This is a genomic window from Kibdelosporangium philippinense, assembly GCF_021390435.2.
GTDB lineage: Bacteria > Actinomycetota > Actinomycetes > Mycobacteriales > Pseudonocardiaceae > Kibdelosporangium > Kibdelosporangium philippinense.
The window spans coordinates 1,357,787-1,381,552 of sequence record NZ_JAJVCN010000001.1 but is presented as its reverse complement, the minus strand read 5'-3'; the positions used below and the strand labels follow the sequence as shown (position 1 = coordinate 1,381,552).

21 protein-coding genes and 3 pseudogenes are annotated in these 23,766 nt (G+C 62.3%); 6 read left to right on the top strand and 18 right to left on the bottom strand.

The annotated features are described in order from the left end of the window. Window positions 1–40: 40 nt before the first annotated feature. The 11 genes and pseudogenes from LWC34_RS56680 to LWC34_RS06300 all read right to left on the bottom strand — a co-directional run bounded on the left by LWC34_RS56680 (window position 41) and on the right by LWC34_RS06300 (window position 10,695). Window positions 41–871 (bottom strand): NPCBM/NEW2 domain-containing protein, encoded by an 831-nt coding sequence (locus tag LWC34_RS56680; protein ID WP_284051515.1) that lies wholly within the window; start codon window positions 869–871, stop codon window positions 41–43. Further along, a pseudogene (locus LWC34_RS56675) lies at window positions 872–1,543 on the bottom strand (alpha-amylase family protein); the annotation flags it as partial. It abuts the gene before it with no gap. 111 nt (window positions 1,544–1,654) lie between these two features. Further along, complete coding sequence (locus LWC34_RS57940; RefSeq protein WP_233723578.1) at window positions 1,655–2,920, bottom strand: tyrosine-type recombinase/integrase; 1,266 nt, start codon at window positions 2,918–2,920, stop codon at window positions 1,655–1,657. A gap of 47 nt (window positions 2,921–2,967) precedes the next feature. Continuing rightward, window positions 2,968–3,174, bottom strand: coding sequence for a helix-turn-helix domain-containing protein (locus tag LWC34_RS06335; RefSeq protein WP_233723576.1), 207 nt, complete (start codon window positions 3,172–3,174; stop codon window positions 2,968–2,970). Between the two features lie 21 nt (window positions 3,175–3,195). Next, window positions 3,196–4,779 carry a replication initiator gene (locus LWC34_RS06330; protein ID WP_233726374.1) on the bottom strand — a complete coding sequence of 528 codons (1,584 nt, stop codon included), beginning with the start codon at window positions 4,777–4,779 and terminating at the stop codon, window positions 3,196–3,198. Window positions 4,780–4,853: 74 nt separating this feature from the next. Continuing rightward, window positions 4,854–5,246: an aminotransferase class IV gene (locus tag LWC34_RS06325; RefSeq protein WP_233723575.1), complete on the bottom strand. Its 393-nt coding sequence runs from the start codon at window positions 5,244–5,246 to the stop codon at window positions 4,854–4,856. After that, window positions 5,212–6,723 carry an FtsK/SpoIIIE domain-containing protein gene (locus LWC34_RS06320; protein ID WP_233723573.1) on the bottom strand — a complete coding sequence of 504 codons (1,512 nt, stop codon included), beginning with the start codon at window positions 6,721–6,723 and terminating at the stop codon, window positions 5,212–5,214. Before LWC34_RS06320 ends, LWC34_RS06325 begins: the two co-directional genes overlap by 35 nt. A 329-nt stretch (window positions 6,724–7,052) precedes the next feature. After that, entirely contained in the window at window positions 7,053–7,364 is a 312-nt protein-coding gene (locus LWC34_RS06315) for a hypothetical protein (RefSeq protein ID WP_233723571.1), read from the bottom strand. 603 nt (window positions 7,365–7,967) lie between these two features. Next, window positions 7,968–9,194 (bottom strand): annotated as a pseudogene (locus tag LWC34_RS06310) (IS4 family transposase); the annotation flags it as partial. Window positions 9,195–9,901: 707 nt separating this feature from the next. Next, window positions 9,902–10,222: a hypothetical protein gene (locus LWC34_RS06305; protein ID WP_233723569.1), complete on the bottom strand. Its 321-nt coding sequence runs from the start codon at window positions 10,220–10,222 to the stop codon at window positions 9,902–9,904. An 8-nt stretch (window positions 10,223–10,230) separates the two neighbouring features. After that, window positions 10,231–10,695: a hypothetical protein gene (locus LWC34_RS06300; protein WP_233723567.1), complete on the bottom strand. Its 465-nt coding sequence runs from the start codon at window positions 10,693–10,695 to the stop codon at window positions 10,231–10,233. 144 nt (window positions 10,696–10,839) lie between these two features. Between LWC34_RS06300 and LWC34_RS06295 the strand changes: the two genes are divergently transcribed. Then, window positions 10,840–11,634, top strand: coding sequence for a GntR family transcriptional regulator (locus LWC34_RS06295; RefSeq protein ID WP_233723565.1), 795 nt, complete (start codon window positions 10,840–10,842; stop codon window positions 11,632–11,634). Window positions 11,635–11,688: 54 nt separating this feature from the next. Here LWC34_RS06295 and LWC34_RS06290 read toward each other — a convergent pair whose 3' ends face one another. Beyond that, window positions 11,689–12,075, bottom strand: coding sequence for an SCO5389 family protein (locus tag LWC34_RS06290; RefSeq protein WP_233723563.1), 387 nt, complete (start codon window positions 12,073–12,075; stop codon window positions 11,689–11,691). A 286-nt stretch (window positions 12,076–12,361) separates the two neighbouring features. Between LWC34_RS06290 and LWC34_RS06285 the strand changes: the two genes are divergently transcribed. Together LWC34_RS06285 and LWC34_RS06280 are read left to right on the top strand one after the other, a co-directional pair. After that, on the top strand, window positions 12,362–12,679 hold the full coding sequence (locus tag LWC34_RS06285; RefSeq protein ID WP_233723561.1) for a hypothetical protein: 318 nt from the start codon (window positions 12,362–12,364) through the stop codon (window positions 12,677–12,679). After that, on the top strand, window positions 12,676–14,133 hold the full coding sequence (locus tag LWC34_RS06280) for an IS1380 family transposase (RefSeq protein WP_233722402.1): 1,458 nt from the start codon (window positions 12,676–12,678) through the stop codon (window positions 14,131–14,133). The genes LWC34_RS06285 and LWC34_RS06280 overlap by 4 nt, the downstream gene beginning before the upstream one ends. A gap of 93 nt (window positions 14,134–14,226) precedes the next feature. Here the strand turns inward: LWC34_RS06280 and istB are convergent, their stop codons facing one another. From istB to LWC34_RS06265, 3 genes are all read right to left on the bottom strand, one after another. Then, the gene (gene istB, locus LWC34_RS06275; RefSeq protein ID WP_233723025.1) at window positions 14,227–14,997 is read right to left on the bottom strand and encodes an IS21-like element helper ATPase IstB; all 771 of its coding nucleotides are present in this window, start codon (window positions 14,995–14,997) and stop codon (window positions 14,227–14,229) included. Beyond that, complete coding sequence (istA, locus tag LWC34_RS06270; protein WP_233723026.1) at window positions 14,994–16,460, bottom strand: IS21 family transposase; 1,467 nt, start codon at window positions 16,458–16,460, stop codon at window positions 14,994–14,996. The genes istB and istA overlap by 4 nt, the downstream gene beginning before the upstream one ends. 265 nt (window positions 16,461–16,725) lie before the next feature. Then, window positions 16,726–16,947 carry a hypothetical protein gene (locus LWC34_RS06265; protein ID WP_233723559.1) on the bottom strand — a complete coding sequence of 74 codons (222 nt, stop codon included), beginning with the start codon at window positions 16,945–16,947 and terminating at the stop codon, window positions 16,726–16,728. A 267-nt stretch (window positions 16,948–17,214) separates the two neighbouring features. Here LWC34_RS06265 and LWC34_RS06260 point away from each other — a divergent pair, with 267 nt between their 5' ends. Both LWC34_RS06260 and LWC34_RS06255 read left to right on the top strand, forming a co-directional pair. Continuing rightward, a complete protein-coding gene (locus LWC34_RS06260) occupies window positions 17,215–17,706 on the top strand; it encodes a winged helix-turn-helix domain-containing protein (RefSeq protein WP_233723037.1) in 492 nt (163 codons plus the stop codon). Beyond that, on the top strand, window positions 17,685–18,290 hold the full coding sequence (locus tag LWC34_RS06255; protein WP_233723036.1) for an IS630 family transposase: 606 nt from the start codon (window positions 17,685–17,687) through the stop codon (window positions 18,288–18,290). Before LWC34_RS06260 ends, LWC34_RS06255 begins: the two co-directional genes overlap by 22 nt. Window positions 18,291–18,350: 60 nt before the next feature. On the opposite strand, the gene LWC34_RS06250 is transcribed toward LWC34_RS06255, so the two are convergent. Continuing rightward, on the bottom strand, window positions 18,351–19,139 hold the full coding sequence (locus tag LWC34_RS06250) for a hypothetical protein (protein ID WP_233723557.1): 789 nt from the start codon (window positions 19,137–19,139) through the stop codon (window positions 18,351–18,353). 889 nt (window positions 19,140–20,028) lie between these two features. Next, window positions 20,029–20,397, bottom strand: a pseudogene (locus tag LWC34_RS06245) (glycoside hydrolase family 27 protein); the annotation flags it as partial. Between the two features lie 596 nt (window positions 20,398–20,993). Here LWC34_RS06245 and LWC34_RS06240 point away from each other — a divergent pair. After that, the gene (locus tag LWC34_RS06240; protein WP_443667751.1) at window positions 20,994–22,337 is read left to right on the top strand and encodes an IS701 family transposase; all 1,344 of its coding nucleotides are present in this window, start codon (window positions 20,994–20,996) and stop codon (window positions 22,335–22,337) included. Between the two features lie 395 nt (window positions 22,338–22,732). Here LWC34_RS06240 and LWC34_RS06235 read toward each other — a convergent pair whose 3' ends face one another. Further along, window positions 22,733–23,734: a crotonase/enoyl-CoA hydratase family protein gene (locus LWC34_RS06235; protein WP_233723555.1), complete on the bottom strand. Its 1,002-nt coding sequence runs from the start codon at window positions 23,732–23,734 to the stop codon at window positions 22,733–22,735. Window positions 23,735–23,766 lie beyond the last annotated feature (32 nt).

The following is a 23,766-nucleotide window of genomic DNA, read 5'->3' as shown; positions in this document are numbered from 1 at the left end:
GAAATCTCCGGACACGCGACCGCGTGTCCGGAGATTTCTCTTATGCGCAGGTCACTCGGAGATCGGCCCAGTCACCGTGGTCGCTGGTGATCCCGTTGCCGCCGTCGTTGACCACAAGGCGTACCACCATCGCGCCGGTGATGTCCGCGCTGATCGGCTTGGCGGGCATGGCATTGGTCATCACACCACTGTCGGCGATCTTGGCACCATTGGCCCAGACCTCGAAACCGACGGACCCGTCGGCGCCTTCCTCGTCGTCCACGCCAACGTTCGCAGCCAGTGACGTGCAGCGTCCGCCGACGTAGAACTCGATGTTGCTGGGTGCGTGCGCGCCGATGCCCTTGGCGAAGGTGACTCCGTTGATAGTCATAGGATTTCCATCACCAGCATCGGCTTCACCGTTGCTGGTGTCACGTTCGACCGGACCCCAGCCATTGTCCGAACTCAGCCAGGTCAGGTCGCTGACGTAGGCGTTGGTCCTAGGAGCCGGTGGTGGCACACGGACTTCAAGGTCGAACCGCGGCTCCGCGTCCGACCGGAAGGTCGTCCGGACAGTTAGGACATACAGTCCCGGTTTGGCGCTGGCCGGGACCTTGACTAACCACTTGGTATTCAAGGACTCTCCGGTGCGCAGGCTTGCGGTGTTGTTCGGCGATTCCGGCCGGGCCTCCCAACCGGCGGGCCCGGTCAGCTCCGATTTCACTGTCATAGCAGGCGCCCGGCCGTTGTTGGTCGCGGACGTGGTCACCGACGCGTTGTCACCGGGCTCAACCAGCGGTAGCGCGCCCGGGTAAGCGGTCTGCAGCGCCGCACCCGTGTCGACTGCAGGCGGGTACTTCGCCCAGCCTCGATCCGCGTTCACCCGGAACATCGCGCTGCCGTGCGGCGGAAGCGTCGCCGCGATCGTGCCAGCCGTATGCCGATCGGTGTGCGCCCAGAGGTCACGCAGCTTGTAGCCAGACGCTTGCGGCAGGCCGATTTCCGCGGCTGTTGTCGTGACACGTTCGGTCTTCTCGCCCTCGTTGAACAGCAGCACGGCTTTGTCGCCGTTCTGCAACGGCTTGACCAGAACGTGTACGCCGCCCGCAGATCGAATCGGCTTTCCTTGCACCCCAAGCGGATCCTGGTCGATCGCGATGACCTCACGATTGCCAAGAATCTCGAAGGTCTGCGGGGTCGCAGTACGCAGGTCGGACCCGATCAGCAGCGGCGCGGCCATGATGGCCCACAGGTTGAAGTGCGACCGGTACTCGTTGTCGGTCATGCCGCGATTGCCGACCTCGAGCATGTCGGGGTCGTTCCAATGCCCCGGCCCGGCGTAGTCGGCAAGCGTCCAGTTGGCTTTGGCGATGCCGAGCATGCTTTTGTAGCTGTCGGTGATGTCGCCCGTGGTGCGCCAAAGATGGCCAACGTCCTTTGCCCACTCCCACGGCCTGTTCACGCCCCACTCGCAGAGCGAGTACACGATCGGCCTGCCGGTGCGGCGCAACGCGTCCCGCATCGTGGTGTAGCGGAGTTTGGCGTCCACGCCCTGGTTGTTGCAGTTGTCGTACGTGTGGAACCGATATGGTCGTTCACCTGGGGAAACACTACCGTTTGGTAGGCGATTTCCATGATCAAGCCGTCCACAGGCCGTCTCAGGCCGGGCGACGGCCTAGCCTGCCTTGCCTGATGAAAGTTGGGTCACGGTCGCTTCCTTTCCATCAGTCGGCCTGGGAACGAACACTGTGTCCATAATGGACCGTGCGCGGTCATGTCGATCAGCGCCCAAGTGGATGTAGACCTTGAGCGTGAACGCCTCATCAGCGTGTCCAAGCATACTTGCGACGTCCTTGATCGTTGTGCCGCCTTGCAGCATGCGGCAGGCGAACAGGTGTCGCATCGCGTGCATGCCGTTTCCATCGTGCGTGATATACGCCAGCCCTGCATCCGCAAACGCCTTTTTCCACACCACGTTGTTGAACGCTTGTCGCGTGTACAGGTCACCGTGCTTGTTGGTCATCAAGACCTTCACGGTGTCGTACTCGCGCTTGTCACGTTCGCCCCAGGGCAGAGTCATCTCCACTTCCGGGAACTGGTCGGCGTAATCATCAATGACCTGTAGCAGTCCACGGCCGATCGGAACTCGGCGGGTTTTGTGCATCTTCGGAAGCTTGAACTTACGTATGCCCTCGCCAGTAGTGACCATCTGTCGGCGGCAGTGGTAGACCATCTCTCGCCGATCGATGTCCTCCCGGGAGAAAGCGAAAATCTCGCCACCACGCAGCCCGAGGCCGGAGCCGAGCGGCACAACGATCTTGTGTCGTTCCGGTAGTGCAAGTTCAATCCGGTGCAACTTACTCTCTGGCCAGACAACCAAATCCGTCCGTGCCGGTTGAGGACCCGTAATGGACGGGTCTTTGCACGGATTGCTTTTCAACATGCCTTCAACCACGGCGGCTGTAAGTATCGAGGACACATGATCAAACAGAATACGTTGATACGAGTCCGATAGGCCGCGATCGGTCATCCATGCCAACCAGTCCCGGATCGTACTCGTGTTGATGCCGCCAACGGCGCCCGTGAAGAACGGGTACACCTGGCAGCGCAACTGGGTGCGAAGTGTGTGCTGGGTACTCTCGTCTTGCGAGCGTCCATTGAGGATCGATTCGGTGTACTTGTGAAAGTTGATGTTTCCTTTGTCTGGATCTTGATAGCTGTTGTCGTAGATCGAGTCTTCGATCTTGGTTTTGAACTTCTTGGCGCTTTCCAGCCTCCCGTCAGGGAACGACTTCGTACGCTCGCCAGTCTCGCCCTTCACCTCCCATCGGACCTTGTATCGCATGCCCTTGCCATGCTTATCCTTCTTGATCCTCATAGTCTTGTTAGGCCGGTTGGGATCGGAGACTTCCTTGAACCACATGTCCTCAATGTGCGCCACCTGTCATCTCCTCTCATTCTCAAGTTGCCGAAAGAAACGCCGTCAAGTCAGGCCGCATCCGGGTAGTCACCAAGCTGGTCGAACCACTCCCTGACTGTGTCTGGGTCGTACCGGACGTGTTTGCCGATTCGCTTGCACGGTGGTCCGTAGTCTTGCGACCGCCAGTTACGCAGAGTCTTGACCTTGATCTTTAAGTACTGCGCTACGTCATCAGTTGTCCACAGAGGATCAATTCCGCCGATGTCTGCTGTCATCTCTCCGCCCCTCCCCGAGCGTCAAGCCGCGTTCTGAGTTGCCGAAAGATCAGGTGGAGGTCCGGCAGCGGCCAGTAGGGCCGTGTCGTACTCCGCTCGCCATCGGATGCGTTCGGCTATGGCGTGCATGAGCAAGTGCGCCCGGGGAGGGGCGTACTGGTCGCCAGGGTCGACTTTGCGCCAGATGAGGCGCGATGTGTCCGTGACCGGCTTGACGATGCCCACCGCCGCCAATGTCTCGGCGATGAACGCTTTGCGGTCTTCCTTGTGGTCTGCAAGGGTCTTGCCGGACCACTTGCGGGACACCAGCACCCTGCGACCGGGCAGGCCGAGGGTGGTCCGACGGTGCGCCTTTCCCTTGCAGTGCCCCGGAGTCATCCGGCTGTGCGCACCTTGTGGGTTGACGCCGTACAGGAGCCAGACCGCGCATTTCGTCGAGCACGGAGTGAGCGCGAGCTCTGCGTGAAGCCGCTCATGGTGTGCCGCTTGACGGTCGTTCGTCGCCTCTACGACCTCACCCGTGGACTTGGTCAGGTACTTGGTGAGATAGCCGATGTGACGTCCGGCCTCTTCGGACCCACCGAGGATGCCCTTGGAGTGTACTTGGGCACCGAACCGGGCAACGTGTGCCGGTTCATCCACCGCAGCTACCGCGTCATCCCACGCCGTCAGGGCGGCATGAGTAGCGGGGTCCACAAAGGCCTTTTCCCGAGCGTCCCATACTGGCAACGGGTTACCGTCAATGTAGACCCGTTCGTCATGGTTCGGCCACCACACTTGGTGGTACGTGGCCGCCGTGACGAGCCTCAGCACGTCATGCGAGATCGAGCCGCGCAGCGCCGTGTGCAGGTGTGGCGTTGCGCGCTTCTGTGGCTCCACAGTGGCGAAGTACTGAACATCCCAGCCGACAACTCGCCGTAGGTTCTGCCACCACCGGTCCACAAGCGACGAGAAGTGCACAGCGTCCCGTGCCGCCCGCCGGTAGTCATACGTGTTCGGGTTGACCGGTGTCCCGTCATCGTGCACACGCCCGTAGCTGTCAAGGGTGAGCGTGACGAACATGGACGGCCGGTACTTACCCGCGTACTCACGGCCCACGGTGGCCTTGGAGACCTTGCGCCGAGGCAGGTCCGGAGCATCCTGACGTCGCTTGGTCGATCGCTTCACAGCCTGCTTGGCGGGCGCGTCCGGAGAGGGCAACTTGCCCCGCATGCCCAGTTGCCGAAGTTCGTCGTCGGTCTTGGTGATCTCCTCCCGCAGCTCCTCCGCCTCGTCCAACTCTCCGAGGCCCACGGCTTGCTGATAGGCCGCGAACAAATCCGCCCGAAGGGTCAGCAGCGCCGTCTGATCTTCCGTTGGCGGTTCCGGCGTGAAGTCCGGTTCGTCGACCCGGTGCCATCCTTCACGGCACTGAGTGATGCGCAGCGCCCGCGCTTTCTTCGCGCAGGGACCGCACACCGATTCGATCGTTGACCCGCACGGGACAGCCACATATCGCAGCTCTCCCGTATCCGGGTCGCCCACTTCCATCGTGAACGGTCGGATGCACACGCCGTGTTGTTCTGCCGTGGCCCTCACGACGTCGGCCGCCAGGGGGACGCGCATCCGTTCGGCCCGTGTTTGGTTGCCGACGTCCGCCGTCGCACTCGGCACCGGAGTAGGGACCCATGGAGTGGTGTTCATGCGACCACCACCGTTGGTGTTGCCCACTCCCGCAGCAGGCCCCAGGACAAGCCGACGCGGTCACCAGGGGTCAACGGCATGCCGGGACCATCGAAGACGCCACCGAAGACCTTCACCGGTGTGTCGTCGGTGAGCCTCCCGCGGAGCTCTAGGAAAACCTGCTGGTCAGCGTCGGGAATCGACGGCCGCCATGCAGACGCGGTCACGTTGTCCAGTGTGTCTGCCCACGCCAGAATCTCAGCGGCCAAGCCACACAACGATTCTCCCGACAGTTGCACTGTCGCCATTGGACCGGCCGTGCATGGAGCAGCCGTGATCATCACCGGGTCAGCTAGATCGAAGCCGTCAAGGTGTTCAGCCACCGCTACGAGTACACGCGAAATGATCATGCCGCCGCCCCCCTTTGTCGGCCGATCCTGGGAAGGGCAGCACTTCAAAGGTCCAGCCGTTGACGTACGCGCGAAGGTCCCACAGGTTGTCATCGGATGCATAGAAAGCCCTACCGCGCAACGGTTCTTTCTTACCGTCCTCTTTGGCCCATGCCACACCGGGAGTCAGTTCGGAAATCTCGTGTGCATCTGCGCCGCGTTCCCGGACGCCATCACCGAGGACCATGTCCACCTGCGTCGCCTCGTCCAACCGCATCGCGATACGAGTAGTGAACAGGTTGCGGAACGGCACGATCTCTTTGCGAGGATCCTGGACCAGGGCCAGCGTCGCGAAACCGGGAGCCCTGCCCTGCGACGTGATCGTTTGGATTGCCCCTTGCGCGCGCTCCTTGAGCTTCTTGTCTGTCTGGTAGGCGATCACATCGGCCAATTCGTCGATGATCAGAAGCGTGAATGGCTGTCCACTCTCCCGCGTCCAGAACCGCCGAAGGCCTCGATACTGGCCCGCACGCGCACGAACTTCGTTCGCGATTTCTTCCAGGAGTTCTACGGCGTCAGGGCCGTTGTCGAAGACGACCTTGTGGAAGATGTCCGGACACTGCCCAAGCTCCATACCGCCCTTGGGGTCGATCCCATACAGCCGGACCTTGCCCGCTTTGATCATCGGAGCGAGCGCCCAGACAACCGACCAAAGCACCGAGCCTTTACCAGCACCCTGAACGCCGACGACGAGAATCTGATTACCTAGCAGGCGAATCCGCCACGGCTTGCCCGTTTCAGTGCGTCCAATCGTGATCCGCTTGAGGTCCACCGAGGACTCATCGGCGACCATCGCCGGAAGCGGCAGGACACTGACCAACGGGTCAGAGTGGATCAAGTCAAGCTCGATCTTTCCAGGACTGATCACCCGTACCCGGCATGACTTCGCATGAAATGAGTGCGCCAGACCAGAGGCACGTTCGCTCCATTGCTCCGGAGCCTGGCCCTTGACCATCCGAACCCGGACCTTGTCCCGCCAGCCCTCAGCCCGTACGCGTTTGAGCTTTGGCCGGTACTCGCGCCCTTTCGCGGTCCCGGTCAGGTTCGACAAGCGCATGACCGTGCGCCAATCCCAGGCGTAGACCGTGACCCGCCGCACCTCTGAACGGAGCCACCGCAGCCGCCTTTGGTAGGTGTCGATCCATCGCCACCACCACACGCCCAGGCCCACGAGCACCACCGAAGCGACAGCACCAGCCCAGTAGTGGCCAGCCCAACAGTCCAACCACAACGTGGCGATGATCAGCAAGGCCGTGATGGGGTAATACCAGAGCAGCCGGGCGAGCTTGCCGACAAGCCAGACCAGCAGCCACGCCAGCACCACAGGCGAGATCACGAGCTTGACCAGGCCCGGCAGCATGGTCCACCAAGGCAACCGAGGCCGGGCAACTTCCAACGGCGCCGGGTCGACCCAACGCGAACCGTTCTGCGCCTTCATCAGTAACCACCCCGAACGGTCGTATCGGTCGAGGTCTTGATGTCAGCGAAATCCAAGGCCAGCAGGCCCGAGCATCCTGCACACTCGGTATCCCCCGGCAGCAACCGGGCGAACCTCTTGCATGCGCTACAGCGCGTTTGGGTGACACCACTTGCAGGTGCACCAGGCGTAGGCGATACGCTTTCCATTGTTCACTCCGAGTGGGTGGATGGCACAGAAGCGGACTGCGGTTTGGTAGCCTTGGCTTCCGCTTCTGTGCCTTATTTCCATCGGGGCGCAACAGGGCGTGCGTCATCGCCGCATGTCCCATCACGCGTTTTTCTATGTGTCTACTTTGGATCTATGTCTTCTCGCCTGACAATCTGCTCAACGTAGGCACGTGACGTCTGCGCGATGCGTGCCCACTGGTCCGCTTCGAATCCGAGAGCGATGTACTTCGAGGTCAACCATTCGATCTCGTCCGCCTTCCCCGCGAGGTAGAAACCCCACGAGAACAGCGAAATCGACTCGTCGGGATCCTTGGCTAGTGCGGCCTCACCGCTTGCCATCTTGGCGTTTGCGGTATCCCGCAACCGGCGGACGATATCCCCGTTCAGCGCCTCCGTCAGAGGGTCCGCGTCATCGTGCACCACCTTCAACACCTCCTCTCCTCTCCGGGCTTGCGACGGCACGAGCGTTGTCCCGCGCCTCTTGGGCTTGCCTACGCGCGGAGTCCCGTTGATCGGGATCAATCCTCGCGATCTCGTCGAGAATGTTGGCCTGCCTCAAAAACCAGGCCACCCATTGCGCAACTGTCGCCTCTTGATCCGGCGTGTTTGCCTTCAGGTCTGCGATCTCTCGCGCCAGTGCGTCAACGAGTCGGACATCCATCACGGCCTACTTCGGTTCGTCTGCAAAGGACTTGGGGCTGAACAGTTCGTCAAGTGACGCATCAAGCGCCCAGGCGTACTTGGCAATGAACAACATGGACGGTTGTTTCCTCTTGCCTGTCTCGAACCGTGAGACATCCGAGCTGGACACTTTCATGCGTCGAGCCCAATGCCGCTTAGTTAAGCGATCTTGCTGAAGACGTGCAGCTCAGCCGGTTTGTCGTAACGTGCGCCGATGTGGTTGGGGCGTTTGATGAGCTTGTCACCGACCTGACTTCGTTTCACCACTCGGGGATACGAGCGATGTCGACGTCCACGGGTGCGGCGTTGTCTGATCTCTTCACACGTCTCGATGATCGCCCTCTTCAGGCGATGAGGGGAAAAACCCGCCTGGTTGGTAACCTGGCGGCGGACAGCGTTGAGGCTGCGAACGAACGACAGCTCGTCGACATCCAGCCCATCATCAGGTCCGGCGTCATCTGCGGCCTCATGCATCAGATCCCGCACCGCGTAATGTGTCAGCAGCAGAGCCCAGATTTCTTGCCGGACTAGATCGGCCGATTTCGACCGTAGCACCCTGCTATGGGATATCTGATGGGTTTCGACCTCGTCCAGTGTCAACTCGAACTCCCATCGCTGCCGATACAACGCCGCTAGCTCCGCCGCGGCCGCCAACTCGTGATCCATGATCGTGGTGATCAACCGGATCGTCTCGGGCTGATCACCACGGTTGGTCACCATGTACTCCACCACGCGGATTGGCAGCCGCATCTCTGGACGCACGGTGCGTTGCTTGCCACGCTTGAGATCCACCTTGACCTGTCTGGGCAACAACTCCGAGCGGAACGAGCCATCCGGCAACCACTCCAGCACCGGCACCTCAACGCTATTCTTCAACCGCCACAACAAATCAGCACCGGTCTCGGTCGCCTGTTTCCACAACTCATAGCCAAAGAAACCACGATCAGCCACCACTAGCATGCCCGGCTCGAGATCATCCAGAATGCGCGTCAGCAACTCGCGCTCATAGACCCGCCACGAGTCGATCGCCGCGGCCACGATCGCATGGGTGCCGCACTCGCCCAAGCCGACGACGCGCACCTGCGGGAACGGGCTTTCCCCACCACCATGCGATTTCTTACCGAACACCGCGACGTTGTCATCAGTATCCGGCACGTCCAGCACCAGCCCATCCACGGCCATCACCCGCCACCCGTGAAACCAGGCTCCCTTCGTGCCTGGCCGAGCCATCGGCACCGCGACCCGCTCGAACAAGACCTGCAACGGTTCCGCACCCAGCCGTTGGCGTGCTTGGGAAAGCGCACTCGTGGTCGGCACATGCCAGTCATCCCGCCAGGTACCCAGAAACCGCAGACCGTTGACCAGCTTGCGCATCACCTCTTCATAACTGTCTTCGAAGAACAGGCATAGCGCCAACACCCAATAGACAACCACCCTGGCTGGCAGCAACCGTGTTCGCTTCTCCCGTCGACCCGTGTCGGCCAGCACCTCGTCCACCAGATCACGATCCAACAAACGTGTGAGAACACCGATACTGATCCCGTCGGTGAAGCGCCGGGATGGTGTGGCGGGCACGGTCACATGAGCAACGTATACGCCACTATTTCCATGCGCTACAAGGGGTTTTCTCCGAAGCCGTACACGTCATCGATCCACAGGAGACAGAAATATTTCATGTCTCCGCACCACTCACCACCCGCTTAACTAAGCGGCATTGGCGTCGAGCCAGTACCTGAGACGAAACCTCGTCCCTGACGCGCCTGACTCGCATACGTTCGGCGTGGTCCGGCGGATAGGCGAGTGAGTTGATGTCCACCGTCAACGATCCGGAACGTGCGCCGGTCAGTACGCAAGCCGCCAAGCGCTCCACAGCCCCTTGGAGTACCGCAAGTCCCTCTCGGTTAACTCCAAATGCGCACTGTCCGGTTGAACCCCGTCAGCTCAAGCTCAGGCATGCTCATCGGGTCATTGACGTTGACCCGCGCAAAACCGTTGCTCTGCAACACAACCCTCGAATCCCTATCCATGGCCGTGTCCATTGAGGGGTTCAGCGATGACATGGAGCGTTACTCGCTTTCTGTGTTGGAGAGTCCGTGCCGCTTGTCGAGACGTCGCAGCCATGCCGATGAGCGTCTCTGCTCTCGCCGGATCGATTGCCGCCCAGTCCTCTAGGACTTCGGCATGCTTTTCGTACCAAGCAATCTGCTCGTCCCGCGCGGCATGCATGCCAGGCCATGAGTCCATAACCGACCCGAAAAGCGCCTTTGCCTGATCACATTCGTCTTGCTTCACTTCAACGTCCCTCCGCCCGCGTCGCCAAACTCATCCCGGAGTAGATGCCGTCCACTTTGGACGACGTTGCCTTCCTGAGGTGCTGGCATCCCATCGGGGTCTAGCCACTCGGCAAGGTTCGTCGCGGCCTCTGCCAGGTCGAGCAAGAACCCCGCGAACTGAATGCGGTGCTCCTCCCGAAGTGGCACGGGAATCAGGACGTCGCCGGGGTCGAGGGACAGTGAAAGTGCAGGCGGTTGCGTCTTGCTGTATGCCAGCACTTTCACTGTCGCCCTAGGCCCGGCAGGCCACACGGCGTGCCGTAGCGCGTCCATCACGTACCCGATTACGCCGCAGCCGACTTGGGCGCGTCCGTGTTGGCAGCATTGGACTTGCCGCCACGTCCGGTTGCGGGAGTTTCGACCGCGCGCATGCCGGTTGCGCGAATCGACCAGATGACCCACTTCGCCTGCCCGGTGGCTTCCGCCCGAGGCTGAACCGTCAACCCTTCCAACACCACCGGGGTGAACGGCACGCCAGGCACCGACGCCGGGGGCACGGGCTGAACCTTTGCGGCGAACTCAATCGATACCGACTTGTCCCTGTCTTTCTCTGCCGACGGGTCAGCAAACATGCCCTTGAACAGCAGTAGTCCATCCTCGTCCGTACGGGGCCGAACCGGTCGGTTACGCGCCCTGTCCTCCTGTGACTGGTACTCGGTCAGCGGCTGAATCTCTCCGATCAAAAACAGGCCGTTGGGGAACATCACGTCAAACGGGATCTCAAACCTGTAGCCCTTGGGAACAGCCATGTCCTGTGTCTCCTCCTGTAGCCGTCTGGTGGAGACCCTCTCCACCCGGCTCCAACTTGGTATGCCAAGAGTTGGTATGCCAAGATTAGCGAGCGGACGCACGGGACGCAAGTACTTGGCATACCAAGTTGCCCAGGAGGGGCGATGACCATGAACGACGGCGACACGGACTTCATGTACGAACGCGTCGCAGGAGCACTGCGCGACCAGATACTCACGCGCTCTCTTGCCCCAGGTCAGAAGCTGCCTACACAGGACGAACTGTGCGACACCTTCGGCGTGTCGCGGATGGTCGTCCGTACGGCCCTGGACCTATTGGAGACAGAAGGCCTGATCGACCGTCAACAGGGCGGACGGGCAACCGTCCGGATGCATGACCCACTCGTCCGGCGGGCATCGCTGCACTACAAGACGGACCCAGGTGCACCGTTCGCCGAGGAGGCCTTGGCGACCGAGCGAGTGCCCCGGTACAGCCATGAGACCCAGGAAGACCGGGCCGACTTGGAGACCGCCGCCCGTCTGAAAGTCAAAGTCGGTGATCCGGTCATGCGGACCGAATATCTCTCGTACGCGAATGATGAGCCGTTGATGCTCGTGACGTCGTTTGAGCCCTTGGCGATTACGCGAGGCACCGTGATCGAGCGCCCAGAGGAAGGCGTCTTTATGGGGGCAGGTGTCGTCGACCGATTCACTGCGATTGGTCTACGGCCGACCAACGTTGTAGAGCGTCTGCACTCTCGTATGCCCCGACCGTCGGAGGCCAAGCGCCTTCAACTTCGGCCAGGAACGCCCGTGATTGTTATCGTTCGCACGTCCTATTCGGACCAAACTCCAGTAGAGACCGCAACGCTTCTCCTTGCGGCCAACCAATACAAGCTGGAGTACTCTATCCCGGTCGCGCCGTTGACGCCCGAGGTCCCGCCGTCCAACGAGACCTAAAATGGCTGCGCCATCGGCCCGCCGAAGCAAAGCCGATGGCGTCAGCATAGTTTCTTAGCAGTCGACCAACTCTGGTTTCTGGTTCAAGATCTGAGCTTCCAGCGTGATGAAGGCCGCGTACTCCTCCGTTGCATCAGGCTGGAACACTGCAACCTTGCAGCAGTTCTGGAAAGCTAGCTGAACGCCGAAGTGTCGCTCCATCGCGCCACGAATCGACGTGCTTGCAAGCATCCGGAACAGTTGGCCGTAGCCCTTTTCGTCGGGTGGCGCAATTTCGTTGTACGTCGCCTTGGCATCGGTTGCGTGCAGTTCATCCACCAACCGGGTAACGACCGACCAGGCGTAAGGCAACGAATCACGAACGCAGTCAACGAACGCCTGTTCGTCCACTTTGCCCTTCGCGGCCTGGTCGATCAGTTCTGGAGGAACGGTCAGTGACATTTGCGTCCTTTCCGTCGAAAGACAACCCCACCGACGTTAGGCACGTGACCCCCTGGCCCGCCATGCTCCGAATGGGTTCCATTTCGGCGGTCACCGACGTACGCACGTGCGCATATGTACGTCCTTATAAAACTGACGGAGATGGTTGACACCCGGTCTCATGATCATTAGTTTTAGGCAGATCGGGTGAGTGAGCCTCAACTAGGCCCTGCGGTGATGTCGTGAGTGGAGCCGGGTTCGACCTCGGAGCACCCGAGCGGGAACCCGTCGGGGGTACCATCAGCGCTTGGACGTTGCCGCCCTGTTCGCGGTGCTTGCCGGAGTACCAGGCGTCGATCTGCTCGCCCTTGACGCTGGTCGTCTGCTCGCCGAGCCTGTCGGCGGAGAACAGCTTGCCGTCCAGGACCAGGTGTGTCAGATTGTCGTCTTTGGCGCACTGCAACGCGTCATGCAGATCAGGAGCTTGGGCGCCAAGCACCTCGATGACCTCGTCCAGCTAGCCCTGAGTATTCATGGCGATCTTGATTCGGGCGCCGTGTCGGAACAGGGAAAAGTGCTCCTGAGCTGGGAAGATGAGGTTGCTAATGCCTGTTCTTACCCATGAAGCTCTGGAGCACTTTCGACGTGGATGTTACTGGGTGGTCGCGGGATCTGGCGGTAGAAGTCGGTGGGCGTGGCGTGGTCAGTCATGCCGGGACCGCGGCGGTGCGGTTGCTGGCCGACCGCACCGGGTTGACGGAAGGCTTGTCGCGGGCGATGGCGCGGCGTGGGTTCATGCCGGTGCATGACCGTGGCCGGGTGTTCGCCGACACCGCGGTGTTGATCGCTGACGGCGGGCGGGTCCTGTCGGATCTGGCTGTCCTGCGCGATCAGGCCGAACTGTTCGGGCCGGTCGCCTCAGATCCGACGTTGTGGCGCACGTTGGACGCGGTCGGTCAGGTGCAGCGCAACAAGATCGCCCGTGTGCGTGCCCGGATCCGCGAGCATGTGTGGTCGTTGATCGAGCGACGGCACGGCCGGATTCCGCCGTCGCGGGTGGCCGACCGTGATCTGGGCACGACCGTGGTGGTCCGGTTGGATGGTTCGCTGGTGATCGCGCACTCGGACAAACAACTCGCCGCGGGAACCTACAAGGGCAGCTTCGGTCATCATCCGCTGCTGGCCATGTGTGACAACACCGGCGAATCGCTGGCCCTGTTGCTGCGCACAGGAAGCGCCGGATCCAACACGACAGCTGATCACCTCGAGGTCCTCGACGCCGCGATCGCCCAGATCCCGGCGAAACATCGAAGGAACCTTCTAGTCACCGTGGACGGCGCGGGCGCCTCCCACGGTCTCATCAAGTACATCACCGCGCTGAACGCCAAGCCAGGCAGGCAGGCGCACTACAGCGTCGGCTGGGAACTCGGTGCGCGGGAACGAGCCGCGATCGGCCGTGTCCCCGCGAAGGCATGGCAGGCAGTGCTCGATCACCACGGCGATCCTCGGCCGCTGGACAAAGCCGGCGTGGTGGAACTGACCGCGCTACTACGTCACCACCCCGACGGGGACCAACTGGAGAACTGGCCGGCCGATCTGCGGATCATCTGTCGTCGTGAGAAACCCCACCCCGGCGCACAGTTGTCCCTGTTCGAAGAAGCCGACGGCTGGCGCTACCAACTGGTGGCCACCAACACCCCGGGCAGCGGTTCGGGCGCCACCGTCCAGTTCCTGGAAGCCCGTCACCGCCCGCACGCCCGAGTCGAGGACCACGTCCGCTGCGGCAAGCAAACCGGCCTCGGTCACCTGCCCTCCACCAAGATCGAGATCAACCGGGCCTGGTGTCTGGCCGCCACCATCGCCATCGACCTGCTCGCCTGGCTGCGCCTGCTCTGCCTTGAGGGCACCCTCGCCAAAGCCGAACCCAAAACCCTGCGCTACCGGCTACTGCACACCGCCGCCCGCATCGTCCGCGGCCAACGCAAACGCAAGATCAAAATCCCGGAAACCTGGCCCTGGGCCGACCCTCTCGCCGCCTGCCTCCGGGCAGCGCTGGCCCTGCCACCACCAACTCGATGACCCCTGTCCCTGCCCCTCGACCTGAAAGGCCCGCCCCCCTGTCGGCGTATCCGGTGATGTGTCCAGGTGAGTACGAACTGATGTGTCCAGGTGTCAAGCGACGGTGGCGGTGTCCGTGATGGCGGCGAGTCGGTTCTTCAGCCGGTAGCTGGGGCCGTTGATGGGGATGACGTCGCAGTGGTGCAGGAGCCGGTCGAGGATCGCGGTGGCGAGGACCTCGTCGCTGAAGACTTGGGCCCATTCCCCGAAGTTCTTATTCGAGGTCAGAATGACGGAGCCTTTCTCGTAGCGCTTCGAAATAACCTGGAAGACCAGGTTGGCTTCGGCGCGTTCGAGGGGCTGATAGCCCACCTCGTCGATCACGAGGACGTTGGGCCGTAGGTAGGTGCGCAGAGTGCTGGTGAGCCGTCCGATCGCGTCGGCGGCTTTCAGGCGGCGGACCATGTCGTCCAGGGTGGTGAAGTAGACGGTGTAGCCGGCGCGGCAGGCAGCGACCGCGAGAGCGACGGCGATGTGTGTTTTCCCGACTCCGGGCGGCCCGAGCAGAGCGGCGTTGCCTTTGTCCTCAATGAACGAGAGCGTGGCCAAGTCTTTGATCTTCCGCGGATCCAGCTCGGGCTGGAAGGAGAAGTCGTAGTCGTCCAGGGTCTTGTGGTGCGGCAGTTTCGACAGGCGCAGGGCGCTGCGGAAGCGGCGTTCGTCGCGGACGGCGGCTTCCTCTTCCAGGACCAGGTCGAGGAACTCGAGGTATCCCATCTGGTTGTCCTCGGCGCGGCGGGCGAAGGTGTCGAGCTGGCTGGGCAGGTGGTTCAGGCCGAGCCGGGTGGCGGTGGAGCGGATGCGGGTGGTGACCAGCTCGTTCAACGGTGATCCTTCGTCTGCGGTAGTGCTGTGGTCCTGCTGGGTCCGGTGCCGGTGAGTTGTTCATAGACCGACAGCGGGCGGTGTTCGACCTTGATCTGTGCGGCGGCGGTGCGGGTGAGCAGCGCCTCCAGTGACCGGGGCCACGACTGTTCAGGCGCGGTATTGGGCCGCAGCGGGATGACCTTCCCGTCGTGGTCGTCGTCCTCGATGCTGGTGGTAACCGCGCGGGTGTGGCCGTCGGGCAGACCGTCCCAATGGGTTTCGTCGACGACCCGCTGGCCTCTGGTCGTGGCCCGGGGATGGACGGCCAGCAGGGTGCCGTCGGCTAGGTTGCCGGTCGTGGCCGCGTCGATGGATGTGGCATGCAGGCTGATGGTGTCGGCGGTGGCGCGGATCTCGACCAGCTGGCGGTGACGGACCTTGCGGGCAGGAACTGAGTAAAGGCTGGCGTCGAACGCGACCAGGCAGTCCTTGCCGACGTGCCGCAGATGCCGCTGCGTGACCAGATACGGACTGACTGGGATTGGGTGCAGGGCCGAGTGGTCACGGGCGGCGCGGTGGCCGATGACCTCGCCGTGCGTGCTGTGGACGCGCTTGCGCCGCAACGGGACCCAGGCGGTGAACGCCGAGTCCATCTCCTCCAGGCTGGCGAACCCACGACCGGCCAGGACGTGATCGCGCACGATCGCGACTTGGCGCTCGACCCGGCCCTTGCCGGTCGGGCGGTATGCGGCCAGCACGTCGATGTCGAAGTCGTAGTGCCCGGCGAACGCCACGGCTTCCGGATGCAACGGAACGGCCTTGCCTGGGGCGACATGCCGACGCACCACGGTCTTGGTGCGGTCGTAGACGATCGCCCGAGGCACCCCGCCGAAGTGCTCGAACGCCCGGCGATGGCAGGCGAAGAAGGTCTCCAGGTCCTGACTGGTGGTAAAGCAGCAGAACGGGTCGCGTGAATAGGACAAGGTCATGTGGAACGAGTAGACCTTCGGAATGCCGACATGCGCGAGGATCTGACCCTCGTCCCCCCAGTCCACTTGGGCCTGCGCGCCTGGGATCACCTCGAACCGGCGGTGCAGGAGCCCCAGCTCGTCCGGGGCGATACCCAGCTCGGCCGCGATCCTGGGACGGGCCTCCTGCAAATACAGCTTGACGCGCTGATAGTTGCCGGTGAACCCGTACTGCTCGACCAGCCGCTCGTGAATAACCGTGCCTTTCAGCAGCAGCTCTGAGCGCAGCCACGCATCGATCACCGGCGCCATCGCGGCGATCACCGGCGTGCGGGTCCCCTTGCGGCTGCTGCCTCGCGGCGGTCCTGGCCGCGCGTCGCTGGCCAGGTATTTGCGGACAGTCTGCCGGTGCAGCCCGGTCTCCCGCGCGATCGCAGAGATGCTCATCGCGCCGGACTCATACAAGCCACGGAAGCGACGCAGCTCCGCCCACCGCTCCTCGTCCAAGATCACCAGTGCCGTCCCTATACACACCCGCCAGGTCGCACGACAGCTTGACGATCACCAGCGCGTACCGACACCCCGACACGCTACAAAGTGGACACATTAACCCGTACGTGGCTGGTCACATGAGTCCGTACGCCGACACCCCCCAACCCGGCGCCCAGCCAACACCGGCGGCCGGGCTCGAACCCTGACCATCACCACACAGCAACCAACTCAAGATCAACATCCGAACCGGCACAGGCGGACACGTCACCCACGTGAATGATCAAGGCTAGCGGTAACCGGTTGCCCGGGAGATGCCGCAGTCCCGCGTCAGCGCGGACACGTCCCGATCCTCCCGAAACCGGCGTAACCCGAACACCGCCTGTCGAAAACAGGTCAACACCCTGCTGTTCCTGCGGGTACCGCGCTCGCGACGTTCGGCGTTGAGGAGCCGACTGAGGTACTGGGCGAGTGCGCGCGACACGTCGAGCATGGCACGATAGGTGATCACGTGGAGTCCTTCGGGCGAAGATCACTTTGGCGAGCGTTCTTCTACCAAGGGCTCCACGCCCATCTCTGGGCGGATCCCCCATCCCACCAGACAGATCACGCACTGCCCACGCCACCCGACCCGAATCTCGGTGAGATCACTTCAGTAGGTTGGTTTCGCGTGACTTGTGGGGACGGCTTTACAGATCATGAAAGGCCAGGGTTGATCTTGTCCTTGGGCGGCGTGTCCTCCCGGATCCTGATCGATTCATGATCTACGCAGGGATGGATGAGGTACGCGGATGGAGGTGGCCTGTCCGAGCGGGGCAGGGCCACACGCGAAGCTGTCCGGTTGCAGGCGGCCCAATGGTTCGCCCAGGACGTGCCGGCCGCCGAGATCGCCCGCAGACTGCGGGTATCCACCAACGCGGTCTATACCTGGCGGCGTCGATGGCGTGCCGAGGGTGAGGCAGGGCTGGCGTCGAAGGGACCGGGCGGATCGTCCTGCCGGCTGGACCAGCCACGACTGGACAGGCTGGCCCAGGCTGTGGAACAAGGCCCAGCCGTGCATGGGTTCGGCGAGGATCAGCGCTGGACCCTGGCTCGGGTCGCCGATCTGATCGCCCGGCTGTTTCACACCCGCTACACGCTGCGCGGGGTGTCGTATCTGCTGCACCGCATGGGGTTCTCGCCACAAGTACCCGCCCACCGCGCGATCGAGCGCGACGAGCAGGCGATCGCCACCTGGCGGCGGGAGGTATGGCCGGCGGGAAAACGGTAGCGGCGCAGCAAGGTGCTTGGCTGTGTTTCGAGGACGAGGCCGGGCAAACGCTGCGCCCGCCGAAAGCCCGCACCTGGGGCCGCCGGGGCCAGACACCACAGATCCCGGTGTCGGGCAAGGGTTCGGGCCGGGTATCGGTCGCCGGGCTGGTATGCGTCCGGCCCGGACACCGGCCCCGGTTGATCTACCGTGTCCGGACCCACCGCGGCCGCAAGGGGGAACGGCGCAGCTTCGCCGAAACCGACTACGCCGCCCTGCTGGACGCCGCACACCAGCAGCTCGGCGCCCCGATCGTGTTGATCTGGGACAACCTCAACACGCACACCAGTCACGCGATGCGCAAACTGGTCGCGGCCCGCGACTGGCTACACGTGATCCAACTCCCGCCCTACACCCCGGACCTCAACCCGACCGAGCACGTGTGGTCCCACGTCAAACGCAACCTCGGAAACCTCATCGTGCACGGCATCGACCAGCTCACCGCCATCGTGAAGAACCGACTCAAACGCATCCAGTACCGACCCGGGCTGATCGACGCGTTCTTCGCCCACACCAGACTGAACCTCGAACCACAACCGCCGTAATCCTGGCCTTTCAAGATCTGTAGCGGCTTGACGCCACAGGGTATCGATTCACGGTGAATTTCACGGTATAGGAGCACCTGCCCAATCTGAGCCAACCTTAACCCTTGGTACATCTATGCGATAAAAGGTGAGGTATTGGTTATTGCTATTGTATGCGTTCACCTGGACGTTGCCGACCCACCACCATCCAGGTTTCCGCGCGCATACGGTACCCGGCCATGGGTTATCCCAAATCTGCTCAAACGGGAGGTGTTCAGTCTGAATATTTGTCCACCCTTTTTCGTTTGTGCCAATAAAGATCAAGTTGGCAAAGTCGGGATGGCTATGCGGATCGACGCACATCATGAGTTGCTGTCCATTTTTGCCTGCCGACGATTCTCCCGCTATGCCAAAAAGGCCACTTAGCGTTAGCAATGAGGTTGTAAGCGCAATCAGGGTGCGTCTCATATTCAACATTTCCTTCCCAAATTTGATCTGGCAAAATGAGCTTACTTCTTTGGCTTTCGGCTGGGGAAGTTCAAGGTGTTGAATGTTGCACTTTTTGACATCTGAAAATGCCTCAAAGTTCCAAAGGTAATAAAACATTAAAGACTTCTTCACGGTGGGGTCACCGGTCTTTGAGGCCTTTGCCCCGGCAGTACACGTGCGCACCGATTTCCAGGTGGAGATCGTTGACGTGAGCCCGGTGATCTCGGAAACTTGAACCCCGGCCTGGGTGGCGAGGAGGAGCGGGGCGTGGTCGCGACGTCCGTGCCATGTGAAGCGGTCGGGAGTGGCAAGCGGAGGCGTTCGAGTTCGATGCGGGAAACAGGACAAACTCCACCAAAGCCAATCCTGGCCTTCGATCACGGTCCTAACAGGACAGTGATCAGTAGTCAACGATCAACCCCACGTTACACATCAACTGAGACCGGCATGTCACATGAGCCGACACTCGACACATATGTACGTCGTTGTCCTACGACTACTGTGCCCTCAACGTTGTCGACCTGCATATGTACGTCGTGTGTTGCCGAATTTGGCTCTATGGGATCAAGGCGCGCCGCCGTCGGCGGCGCGCGTCACGCTTGGCGGCACGGGCCAATCCATCCCGACACGACCGGGCTCCCGCTCCGCTCCGCCCGGTCGGTCGACCGGCTGGACCCCGAGCCGCCCGCGTGAGTACCCGTGCCGACAGCGGCGCGCAGCGCTGTAGAGAAACCGGCGAATCGACGCAGGTCAGAGCGTAGAAGTCACCGCGGAATTGCCTCAGGGAGGCGGGCCAATCGTCGCCCGTCGACGTAGTAGCCGTGGGACGAGAAATAGCCACCTGGGCGGTCCCTCCCTATTGATCGTTTAACACCAGGCCGCCGCCATCAAGGGCGCCTACGGCGTTGCTGCGCAATGGCCGCAAGCGACCACCCTTGACAACGACGTCCCGGTGCTAACTGGCGGCAGGGGTGAGGGGAAGGGGGTCGAGCAGGGACCCACCCAACCACTTCGATCACGCGACGACTGCCAGGAGGACACCATGTACCGGACCCGTGAGATCAGCCCCAACCAGATGACACTGTGGACGGCCCACGAGCTCACTGGAATATTCCGGCCGACCACCGGCAAGGGTTCAAGATCAGGCCGTGCACAGGCCGTCGCAGGCCGGGACCACGCGGGACGCATCGGGACACAACAGGACCTAACCAGCATGTCTGAGCCGGTATGGCTCCGATACTTCGCTGATGAGAACGTCCAGGTTTCAAATGTCGTACTTCAGATAGTCCACACCGAACGACGCGAACAAGTCGGCGTCCTTCTGCTCAAAGCCGAGAGCGCCAGGAAAACCGTTGTCGGCACACGTTTTGGTGCCAGCGCTGGTATAGATGCCGAACTTCAGCCCCTTCGAGTGGACATAATCGGCGACATGCTTGATGCCGTTGGGAAAACGCACGGGATCGGCGACGAGATTGCCATCGGGTCCGCGCTGGGGCAGCGCCCAGCAGTCGTCGAGGTTGACATACTGGTAGCCCGCCGCCTTCAAGCCCTTCGAAACGAAGATGTCGGCGATGCCCTTGACCATCGCCTCGTTGAACTCGGCTCGGCAATCGGTCGAATTCCAGTTGTTGAAGCCCATGGGCGGTGTCAGCGCCAAGTCATCGCCAGGAGTCACGGCGGCGGGGACAGGAGCGGTGGCGGCAGCAGTGACGCTGGGTGGCACGGCGCCGATCCCCGAAGCAAACAAAACGCCCGCCGCAACCAACGTGGTCACTCTAGGTATATGTTTAATCATCGGACCTCACCATTGAACGTCCAACATAATCAAACAAAACTCCGCAAAGAGCACCACAATGACACCTCAGTAGACACAAGTTTGTCCACCCTCAAGGGAAAACTCCCCACAAAGAGCGGACAAATCTAGTTCGCAACCACCCAAACGGCACAGCACTCCACCCAGCCCGACTACAACCAGCCACCCAAGTCACCAAACCCTGCCTCTCACCCACCTCCCCACCAGCGTCAGGCCAAGAGCCGAGACAAACACTTCGAAAGTTTGTCCACCTCCCGCTGGCCTAATACGGCAGCAGCCATTCGGGTTGTGACCTGTGGGGATGTGTAGCTGGGGCCGGTGGCGACATGGGGCAGCCGCCTGTTGATCATGTGTTTGTGAGAACTACAGGATCGCAGGCGGCTGCGGCTGCCAGGATAGGTGCTCGGTTGGCTGGGCGGAAACTGGGTGAGCTGTCCGAACGGCTGCGTTCGTGTTTTCGGCGGATCGAGCCGTTCGTGCAGGCGCGTAAGTACGTGCGGGCGGTGACAAGCGAGCTGCCGAAACGGAACGGCTGGACCATCGCTGAGTATGTCGGGGACCGGACACCGGATCGGACGCAGCGGCTGCTGAACCGGGCGGTGTGGGACGAGGCCGAGGCGATGGCGCAGATCCGGCGGTTCGCGGTGTCCGGGTTGGAGGAAGCGGCCCGCAAGGGCGGGCGCCGGCGCGGGAAGTTGGTGATCGGGGCGCTGGATGAGACGGGGCAGCAGAAGAAAGGTGAAGCCACCGCGGGTGTCAAACGGCAGCATCTGGGCTGCGCGGGTCGGGTGGAGAACGGGATCAACACGGTGCACCTGTCCTATGTGCGCGAAGGTGTCGGGCATGCGTTGATCGGGTTCCAACAGTGGATTCCCGAAGAGCACATCAGCGACCCGGTGACGTCGCTGCGCTCGGCGCTTCCCCTGGATCTGACGTTCCGCACCAAAGGACAGTTGGCCATCGACATCTGCACGACGGTGGCCGCGGACGGGTTCCGGCCTGATTTCTACTGCGGGGACGAGGTTTACGGCAGCTGCACCGAGTTGCGGGCCCACTTCGAGGCCGACAAGCAAGCCTATGTGCTGCGGGTTCAGAAGAACTTCCGGATCATCCTGTCCAGCGGCATGGAGCTGTCCTGCGACCAGGCCACGAAGACATTGCTGAAACGCGAGCGACAGTGGGAAATCCGCTCGGCCGGCAAGGGCTCCAAAGGCGACCGGTGGTATGCCTGGGCCTGGATCGCCACCAACTCGGCCCGCCACTACCTCCTCATCCGCAAACACCTGCGCACCGGCGAGTTGGCCTTCCACTACTGCTACGTGCCCGAAAGCGCACTGCTCACCAAGACCCGGCTGATCCGCGCCGCCGGGCTGCGTTGGCCTGTCGAGGAAGGATTCGAGTTCGGCAAAGACTGTTTCGGCCTGGACCAGGCTCAGGTCAGGCTCTACACCGCGATCGCCCGACACGCCGTGCTTGTATGCGCCGCTCTTGCGGTCTGCGCGGTCACCGCCGCACTGCTCCGCGACCGCACCGACAGTCAAGCCCCCGAACCCCTACACCCCGACCAGCTCCCACCCGCTGATCCCGGCCTGATCCCGCTCACCATCCCCGAAATCAAGCATCTGATCGCCGGCACCACCACACCCCGACCACCTGGACACGCAACCCACTGGGTGAACTGGCGCCGCAGGCATCAAGCACGATCACGCTGGTTCCACAAACGCGCCAGACTCGCCCGCGACATCAAGATCACCCAGGTCAGCTAACGAATGGCTGCTGCCGTACTAACCCCGCCGGATCCTGCACGAAGTGCGCGTGTCCAAAGAGATGGCCTGAGATGAAGTCCCCAGCGCAAACGCCGGCAAGCAAAGGTGAACACGGCCGCAAGCAACGGTGGACACACGCTTCAGCAACGGTCAACACACTGTGCCGCAATGGTGGACACACGCTTCAGGAAAGGTGGACACGGCCGCAGGTGGGGCTGGCCGTCAGCGAGGTCTTCCGCGACCTCTTCGGCCAAGTACTTCCGGATCTCCGTCATGGCTGCTCCCAACAGATTTGCGAGAGTGGCACCGGCCCACGACCGGCAGCCCACGGTCCGGCGCTGAGCATAGACATCGGGGCCGGGCACGGAGCCTGTCGGTTTGCTGTCAGGCCACGGTCAGCGTTTGTGATCGCCGTATGGCTCGTCACGTTCACGTACTGCCTCGCGAAATCCCACCGTGGCAGCGCGAAGCTGGAACGCGTAGCCCTCACGGGTATGGCGGGAGATACCGTCGAAAACAGTGCTGACCATCCCGGAGTTCGCGACACCTTGGGAATGCAGCGCCGAGTTCAGCGCGAGCTTGACCATCATCAGCTGGTTGACCGGCATCCGGGCGATACGTTCGAGCAGTGCCTCGGTGCGGGCGTCGAGTTCCTCGGCGGGGCACGACTCCACGGCCAGTCCCCACTCGGCGGCCTGTTTGCCGCTGATGCAGTCACCGGTGAACAGCAGCCGTTTCGCCCGCTGGTCACCGAGTCGGTGCGCCCACATTCCCGCGGCCGGAACTCCCCACACCCTGGTTGGCGGGTATCCGATCTTGGTGTCGTCGGCGCAGATGATCTGATCGCTGAACAAGGCGATGTCCGTTCCACCCGCGACAGCGAACCCGTGCAGTTTCGCCACGGTCGGCTTGTTCGCGTGCATCAGGCTCGCGAAACCCCGGTTGAACCGGCTCATCATCGCGTAGTCGAGCATCGGATCCCATGTGCCCCAGGGGTTATGGTTCGCTGCCTGCACGGCCGGGTCCACTTCGGTGCCGCTCACCTCGTCCGGACCGTCAGGCGCCCTTCCCTTCTCGGCGAACATCTCCAGGTCGTAGCCACCACAGAAACCCTTGCCACGCCCGGAAACAACGATGACATGCACGCGCGGATCCAGATCGGCGCGCTCGACCGCGTGCGCAAGATCCACTGGCGTGTCCGCGGTGATCGCGTTGCCCTTTTCCGGGCGGTTGAACGTGATCCGGGCGATCCGGCCGTCGCGTTCGTAGGTCAGCGTGCGGTACTCGTACTCGTAGTCCGGTGCTGGCCGGTCGCGCCACGGTGAGTCCGGTACGTCGGTCCAGTTCTCGTACCAGGCCGCCTGACGCTGCCCGGAATACGGTTCTTCTCGTGACATCGGACCATCCTCCCGGCCAGCGCGGGATCGCG

Coding starts and splice junctions, on each gene's coding strand:
- LWC34_RS06280 (WP_233722402.1), top strand. CDS start 12,676: ATGAAGCTCTGGAGCACTTTCGACGTGGATGTTACTGGGTGGTCGCGG.
- LWC34_RS06330 (WP_233726374.1), bottom strand. CDS start 4,779: ATGCGCGTCCCCCTGGCGGCCGACGTCGTGAGGGCCACGGCAGAACAA.
- LWC34_RS06255 (WP_233723036.1), top strand. CDS start 17,685: ATGGCCGGCGGGAAAACGGTAGCGGCGCAGCAAGGTGCTTGGCTGTGT.
- LWC34_RS06260 (WP_233723037.1), top strand. CDS start 17,215: ATGAGGTACGCGGATGGAGGTGGCCTGTCCGAGCGGGGCAGGGCCACA.
- LWC34_RS06320 (WP_233723573.1), bottom strand. CDS start 6,723: ATGAAGGCGCAGAACGGTTCGCGTTGGGTCGACCCGGCGCCGTTGGAA.
- LWC34_RS56680 (WP_284051515.1), bottom strand. CDS start 871: ATGTTCCGGGTGAACGCGGATCGAGGCTGGGCGAAGTACCCGCCTGCA.
- LWC34_RS06235 (WP_233723555.1), bottom strand. CDS start 23,734: ATGTCACGAGAAGAACCGTATTCCGGGCAGCGTCAGGCGGCCTGGTAC.
- LWC34_RS06335 (WP_233723576.1), bottom strand. CDS start 3,174: ATGACAGCAGACATCGGCGGAATTGATCCTCTGTGGACAACTGATGAC.
- LWC34_RS06295 (WP_233723565.1), top strand. CDS start 10,840: ATGACCATGAACGACGGCGACACGGACTTCATGTACGAACGCGTCGCA.
- LWC34_RS06290 (WP_233723563.1), bottom strand. CDS start 12,075: ATGTCACTGACCGTTCCTCCAGAACTGATCGACCAGGCCGCGAAGGGC.
- LWC34_RS06300 (WP_233723567.1), bottom strand. CDS start 10,695: ATGGCTGTTCCCAAGGGCTACAGGTTTGAGATCCCGTTTGACGTGATG.
- LWC34_RS06325 (WP_233723575.1), bottom strand. CDS start 5,246: ATGATCATTTCGCGTGTACTCGTAGCGGTGGCTGAACACCTTGACGGC.